We start from the raw sequence: 6,682 nt of genomic DNA on the forward strand, positions 1-6,682 counted from the left end.
GCCGCAGGGATCACCCCTGACAGGGCGGCGTACACCTGGTCCGGGTGGCGGAATGGCAGACGCGCTAGCTTGAGGTGCTAGTGCCCTTTATCGGGCGTGGGGGTTCAAGTCCCCCCTCGGACACATCGCTCAACAGTAGGCAATCGATGGCCTCTACCGTTTCGGTAGAGGCCATCGATTGCTTTTGCGTTACCGAGGGTGATGCGTGATCTCTTGGAGGGGGTGTTCGGCGAGTTGCACCACTCGCCGGACCCACCCGCTCGTAGTTGATGCCGCCGACGAAGTCGTCGGCGCTGAGCCGCTCCTCACCGGTCACCGCGTCCGCACCGAACGGCACACCGAACACCTGCTCGGCGACGGCGAGGATGCCGCTGCCGTCGCCCCCGCCCTCACCGAGGGTCGCCGAGGTCGCCACCGGGCAGATCGACCCGAGCGGCCGCTCCGGCTTCGAGGCGCCCACGGCGGACGCCAGCCGCCGCAGCAGCATCGCCACGTCGGTGCCCTGAGCGCCGTCGTAGGTGTGGAACTCGTCCAGGACGACGCACGCCGGGGCCGCCCTCTCCCACAGCGGGCGGTCCTCGGCCCGCTGCAGCAGCAGGTCCAGCATCTTGTAGTTGGTGATCAGCACGTCCGGCGGCGACTGGCGCATCTCCTCGCGCCGCGTCATCACCCGACGGAAGTCCGTGTCCGGCTTGTCGCCGATGGAGAGACCGGCCGTCACCTGCGCCAGCTCCGGCTGCGCGAGGTAGTCGCCGATCCGGCCGGCCTGGTCGGTGGCGAGCGCGTTCATCGGGTACAGCAGCACGGCCTTCACCCCGCGCCGGCCCAGCGCCTTCTGCCGCCGGCAGTGGTCGAGGACGGGGATCAGGAACGACTCGGTCTTGCCGGACCCGGTGCCGGTCGTCACGAGCGTCGGCCCGGCCGCACCCTTGTACGTGCTCAGCTGCTCCCACGCCTTCGCCCGGTGCCGCCACGCAGTGAACGACGGCTGCCACTCCAGCGCCGACCGCCCACCCGTCGTCGGCGGGATGGAACGGCGTCCTGATCCGCAGGTACGGCCCCGGAAGATGCCCGTCTCCGGATCCCCGAGGAATCGCTCCAGCGCGAGCCGGGTGTCCTCGTCGGCCAGCGCGTACGTCGTCGTGAGGTACTGCGTCAGACTGCCGCGGAGCTGCGCGGCGGCCGGGGTGGGCTTCACGAGGACCTTTCGGACAGGACGGTTACCGCGACTGCCGGGCGCGCCGCGCCGTGACAGGAGGCGAAGGCACTGTGACGATCAGCATCCAAAGTAACGCCCGCCTCGGACGACGACACCCACCTGGTCGAATCCCGGAGGCCGGCCGCCCCGCTGGGTGACGAAGAGGCGTCATGAGGTCGAAGCCCGGATAGCGCCACCCACCTGCTACAGCCGTCGCCCCAGGTGACCGGAACTCCTCAGGGGAGATGACGGATACCGCAGAAGAGGATCCGGGTGATCCAGGCCGGCTCGGTCGATCTCGGCGACAACCGCGGACAGCAGGGGGCCTTCAAGGGTCAGGGTCTTTGAGAAGTGATCTTGTGTCCTGGTTTGTCATGTGAGGCCGAGGGCGGTGAGGGGCCGTAGGTGGTCGCGGGCGGTGTGGCGAAGGGCGGCTGCGATGTTGGTGTGGCCGTCCTGGCGGTGGACGCCGATGGCGAGGTTGCGCAGGCCGGCCATGACGCGGGGCAGGTGGCGGGTGCGGATGTGCGAGGCGTCCTCGTGGAAGGTGCGGTCGCGGACGTGGTGGAGCTGGTTCTCGATGCGCCAGTGGCCGCGGATCCAGGCGGCGAGTTCGCTGCCGTCGGCCGCGCCGGGCGGCAGACTCGTGACCAGGTAGATCCGCTCGATCGTCAGCTTGCCTGTGCCCAGATCGCGTCTCCGGCGAACGACTTGGAGGGCCTGTCGGGCGTGTGGGTGGTCGATGTGGGCGAAGGCGGCGGTCTTCAGGCGGCGGATCTCGTCGCGGTGATGGGCCCGGGCGCGTTCGACGTGGTCCAGGCGGATGTCGCGCCAGGGCAGGCCGCGGATGCGCTCGTGCAGTCCGGGATGGTTCCGTTTGACGACGGCCAGGTAGTGAGCCCCGCGTTCGTGCAGGTAAGCGGCGTGGTCGTGCTGGGTGTGCAGGGCGTCGGCGGTGATGACGGCGCCGGTCAGGTCGATGCCGTCCAGGAGCGGGGCGAAAGCCGGGATCTCGTTGCTCTTCCCGTCGATCTGCCGTTGCGCGAGGACCTCGCCGTTGTGGGTCATCGCGGCGATCAAAGCGGTGGCGGCCCGGTTGGCGGTCCGGGTGCCGCGGAGTGTTTTCCCGTCGACAGCGATCGCCTTCCGTTCCGAGGACGGGGCCGGGGCCGGGGCCGGGGCCTTGCGTTCCTGTAGGAAGTCGCCGATGGCACGGTCGAGAGCGTCGCCGTCTGCTACGGCGAGGACGAGGCGGACGGTGGTGGCATGGGGCGGGCGAATCAGTCCGGTCAGTGGGTCGGGGCGGAACCCGAGCAGGGCCAGGACGCGCTGCGGCGCGTCAGCGATCCACTCGCCGATCGCCGTGACCGAGGCGGCGCCGGCCAGAACGGCGGCGGCCGAAGCGGTAAGCAGGGCCGGCCAGGGATGGCGGATGCCACGACGGGCCCGCGGGTCAGGAATCTCCCCAGGTCAGCGGCTGTCTCCAGCGGGATTGAGCCGGAGGCGTCCCCCAGTCGCTGGAGGCATGACGGCATGCGGGAAGATGGGTTCGCAGGCATGGACTCGCTCGGTGCTCATACGGACTCGACACCCACATGATCACCAGCGGCCATGCCTGTTCTGCGTCCAGGGTCGCCTCCGACAGAAGTCGACAAGCCGTTACATCCGGAACTCAGTAGGCGAACCAGCCCACTTCGCCACTTCTCAAAGACCCTGCTTCAAGGGTTTCCGTGGTGAGTTCCTGTCCGATGTGCAGAGAGATGACCTGCGAGCACGCCGTGATCGTATCCGCACCTGCCGAGGTGAGAGCATGGACTTTGCGTGCGAAGTTGTACCGACTCCGGCCTCGAACGCTGGGTGGATATCCTGGCTCGAACCATTCGTGAACTTTCCCGTTCGCGGCATAGTGGAACGTCTTCAGTGCTTTCGCTGTCCGGAGAAGGGTGATCGATTCGGTACGCTCTGACAGGTCGCGCATGATTCTTTCCGTGCAGCCGATCGGGTTGTCGAACTCCATACAGAAAGCCCATCTTCCCAGTGATCCCGCCCGCAGTGTAACGCCCTGGGCGGGTGAGCTGGGAGCTGTATTCAGAGGTAGCCGGCGGGCCTTTTCAACGTCAGCTCCGTAGATGTCGATTATTTCTTCCGGGGTTCTGTCAAGGGAAAGGCTCAAGCAGAATTGCTCCGCTTTCTCCCATTGCCAGGGATTGGGCATTCGGTCTCCCGGGGAGTGTCGTCACATCCGCTCTCGTTCATTCACGGATGGATCTCCCTGAATGAACGAGAGTGCACTGGGACTGCTACTCCACTGCGTCGAAGTAGTCCGGCACGGTGAGGTAGAAAGGATCCTTCTCGATCAGACGCATGTTCTGTATGAGATTGCTGTACGCGGTGCCGGCCAGCTTGTTCTGATCAAGATTGACGTGACCGCGTGCACAGGGCTCTGTTCCGGTGACCGGTCTGGAAGGGTCGGCCTCATAAACCCTCCATTGTCCGTCGCCCTCGAAGAGAGGTACGATCTCGGCGCACTTGCCACCGTCGGTCCCCCCTTGCTCGGTCGAGGCGAAGGGGAATTCATCACACGAGTCCTTCAGGGCAACGTCGTCAGGTTTCGCGACGAAAGGGACTGAGCTCTTCTCCTCGCAAGTGAACTTTCTCCTGGCATCGCCGTCCAGGGCCCGAGTCATCGGGGATCCGCTGTAGAGACCCCACTTGTTCGGGAGATTCCACTGCGCCCATCCGTACGTAACGGCTGCGGCGCCGTACTGGCTGACCGGCAGTTCCAGCCGGGGCGTGATGCTGGGCAGTACGCAGCCGGTGCTGGTGTTGCCGCCTCCGGTCAGGGCGGAGTCGCAGCGGACCGCACGGGGATTCGACCAGTTGACATTGGGAAGCGTCGGTATCGTTCCCGGCTGTGTTATGTAGAGGTTGTACTTGACGGTCGAAGAGTCGGCCACTCCGACGGAAGGGACGTCGGAATAAGCGACCGAACCGAAAGCCGTCTGCCCGTCGGTGAGGGTCCAATTACCATCCCATGGATGCTCATCCGTTGCTTTGCAGGTCGAGGTGCAAGACATGGTGGCCGCAATGTTGAGGCTCTTCACTTGTTGTGTGTACTGAGTGGCCTCAACCATTATCTCTTCGCTCCACACACCTGAACGAGGGTTGCGAGTCGCGCTTGAGCTGACGTAGAGGATGGCTGTCCCCAGCACCTGCTGTTGCTCACCGCGAAGAGTAAAATCAACCGTCATCTCGCGTAGGCGGTAGCCCAGCCTTTCGAAATGCCAGTATCCCGGATCCGTGATGGTGCAAACACTTCCGAATGCCTCTACGGCGGAGGTGCGGGTCTTCTTGGCCGAGCGGGGAGACTGTGATGTGGAAGGCAGAACGGCCGTACACGTCTCCGCGACTCCCGCGTGCCGTTCAGGGGAATCCGGAGGCGTCGGAGTACAGGACTCCTCGACTGGTTTCACCTCAAGAGACTCCGACGGCCTCTTTTCTTCTTGTGGTCCCACATCCGGACCCGTATCCAGGGAATGGAGTGCCGGTGCGCTGTTCTGTAGTGGACTGTCGGCCATTGCCTGCACGGGGAAGAGCAAAAATATTGATGCCACCGCCAGCGCTAACTAAATTCTGCGCCTGCTGTCCACCGATTTCCCGTTCCTTGAGCGGATGGTTGTGATTCGGGTGGTGGTAGGCAATCACGGTACGATCATCGCGTCAACGATTGATTTCGGACAGTCAATGCTGCATACAGCTACCGAAACTGAACTGATGATGTCGCAGGGGGTTTACAATTCATTGCCTTCACAAGACCTGGTTGTCGCGCAGACGGACGTCGGTGGGAGGACGACGGCGGGATCACGCGATTCCGGCCCCTGGACCCCTGCCCGGCACCGTCGTGAGCGGCGACGCCACGCACTCCGCTACGGCCACGCCACACGCCTGCGCGGACGAGGCACCCGCTGCATCGTGATCGTGGAGCGCGAGATGAGCAAGCGCTCCGTACACAGCTGAAATCCCTTACCTGGAAGCAGATGGCGCTCCAAGGCCGGACATGCGCGACCGGTCGCCGATGCTCGGAGAATCTCAGGCCGAAGGTCTGTGCGGTCGGCGGCCTGCGTTCCTCAGCGGGTCGTCAGGCCGTCCAGACCGTCCGCCGTCCCGTCGATCGTGTGACGGGGAGAATCAACCTGAAGGACGTCTCCGCGTTTCACCGGATCGGGGGGCGGATTCGCTGTCTAGTGCTCTGGCCGGGAAGGTTCGCCGGGTTGGTGGTCGCGACGGTTGGATGTGCGGTGACGTCCGATCCGATCGCTGGAGGCGCGGTGGCTGAGCCTGTCCGTGTACGCAGACTGACCGACCAGGAGGGACAGAAGCTGCAGCAGATCGTGCGCCGGGGCAGCACCAACGCCCGCCACCCCGACGTACTCGCCGCCCAACGCAAGGAACGCGCCCGCATCCGCAGCGAAAAGGGCATCCGCTGGGGCGGACGCCCCTTCAGCACCGCAGTCTGACTAATACTCCAGCCGTAGATCGTGATCTTGCTGGTAGGGGGTGCCGCGGGCACGCGTACGGCCACCAGTGATCATCGGTGTGTGAAGACAGAAGAACAGCTGGTGGCCGCGGGTCACAGCATAGAGCCTGCCCGCTGGCGGGAGACCTTCGAGGTCCTGATGGGCGGTATCGCCGGCCGGTTCGCCCGGGTCGAACCGCGCAGGCACGCCCGGGAGTTCGTCCTCGGCCTGCTGGCGGGCCTGCCCCGCAAGAATTGCTGGACCCTTGCCGAGCACACGGGCCACGCCACCCCGGACCGCTTCCAGCACCTCCTCGCGCGGGCGAAGTGGGACGCCGACGCAGTCCGGGACGACCTGCGCGGCTTCGTCGCCGATCACCTCGGCACCGACGACGTCGTCCTGGTCGTCGACGAGACCGGCGACCTGAAGAAGGGCACCCACACCGTCGGCGTCCAGCGCCAGTACACCGGCACCGCCGGACGCATCGAGAACAGCCAGGTCGCCGTCTACCTCGCCTACTCCGCCCCACGCGGGCACACGGCGATCGACCGCGAGCTCTACATCCCCCGCTCCTGGACCGACGATCCGGACCGCTGCCGCTCGGCCGGCATCCCCGACACCCACACCTTCGCGACGAAACCCCAGCTCGCCGCCCGGATGATCGAACGCGCCCTGGACGCCGGGACCACCGCCGACTGGGTCACCGGCGACGAGGTCTACGGCAACAACACCCACCTGCGGACCACCCTGGAGCAACGCGGCCAGAACTACGTCCTCGCCGTCTCCTGCCGGCACCACATCACCACCGCTGCCGGAAAGATCCGCGCCGACCTCCTGGCCCGGCGGATCCCGAAACGGGCCTGGCAGAAGCTGTCCGCAGGAGCCGGAGCCAAGGGCCACCGTCACTACGACTGGGCCCTGGCCCATGTCACCGACGAGCGTCCCGGCCACCGGCACCTCCTCGTCC

At 65.8% G+C, this 6,682-nt stretch carries 4 protein-coding genes, 1 tRNA gene and 2 pseudogenes; 3 read left to right on the top strand and 4 right to left on the bottom strand.

All coding sequences use genetic code 11. The annotated features are described in order from the left end of the window. Positions 1–38 precede the first annotated feature (38 nt). A tRNA-Leu gene (locus TU30_RS04495) sits at positions 39–123 on the top strand. A 124-nt stretch (positions 124–247) separates the two neighbouring features. On the opposite strand, the pseudogene TU30_RS33655 reads toward TU30_RS04495, so the two are convergent. The 4 genes and pseudogenes from TU30_RS33655 to TU30_RS35915 all read right to left on the bottom strand — a co-directional run. Next, positions 248–1,198: pseudogene (locus tag TU30_RS33655) on the bottom strand (DEAD/DEAH box helicase); the annotation flags it as partial. Positions 1,199–1,570: 372 nt separating this feature from the next. Next, positions 1,571–2,659: an ISAs1 family transposase gene (locus tag TU30_RS04505; protein WP_078878105.1), complete on the bottom strand. Its 1,089-nt coding sequence runs from the start codon at positions 2,657–2,659 to the stop codon at positions 1,571–1,573. A 211-nt stretch (positions 2,660–2,870) separates the two neighbouring features. Beyond that, positions 2,871–3,413 (bottom strand): DUF6461 domain-containing protein, encoded by a 543-nt coding sequence (locus TU30_RS36895; RefSeq protein ID WP_234307769.1) that lies wholly within the window; start codon positions 3,411–3,413, stop codon positions 2,871–2,873. A gap of 85 nt (positions 3,414–3,498) precedes the next feature. After that, on the bottom strand, positions 3,499–4,449 hold the full coding sequence (locus TU30_RS35915; RefSeq protein WP_158719301.1) for a hypothetical protein: 951 nt from the start codon (positions 4,447–4,449) through the stop codon (positions 3,499–3,501). A 1,152-nt stretch (positions 4,450–5,601) separates the two neighbouring features. On the opposite strand from TU30_RS35915, the pseudogene TU30_RS36395 reads away from it, so the two are divergent. Beyond that, a pseudogene (locus TU30_RS36395) lies at positions 5,602–5,715 on the top strand (IS630 family transposase); the annotation flags it as partial. A gap of 159 nt (positions 5,716–5,874) precedes the next feature. Beyond that, positions 5,875–6,682 (top strand): IS701 family transposase (locus TU30_RS04520; protein WP_234307776.1); only part of this gene is annotated, 808 nt, incomplete at its 3' end.

Origin of the sequence: Streptomyces sp. NBRC 110035, assembly GCF_000829695.1 — a bacterium.
Classification (GTDB): domain Bacteria; phylum Actinomycetota; class Actinomycetes; order Streptomycetales; family Streptomycetaceae; genus Streptomyces.

Excerpts from the sequence above, each read along its gene's own strand:
- TU30_RS36895 (WP_234307769.1), bottom strand. The coding sequence starts at position 3,413 with ATGCCCAATCCCTGGCAATGGGAGAAAGCGGAGCAATTCTGCTTGAGC.
- TU30_RS35915 (WP_158719301.1), bottom strand. The coding sequence starts at position 4,449 with ATGACGGTTGATTTTACTCTTCGCGGTGAGCAACAGCAGGTGCTGGGG.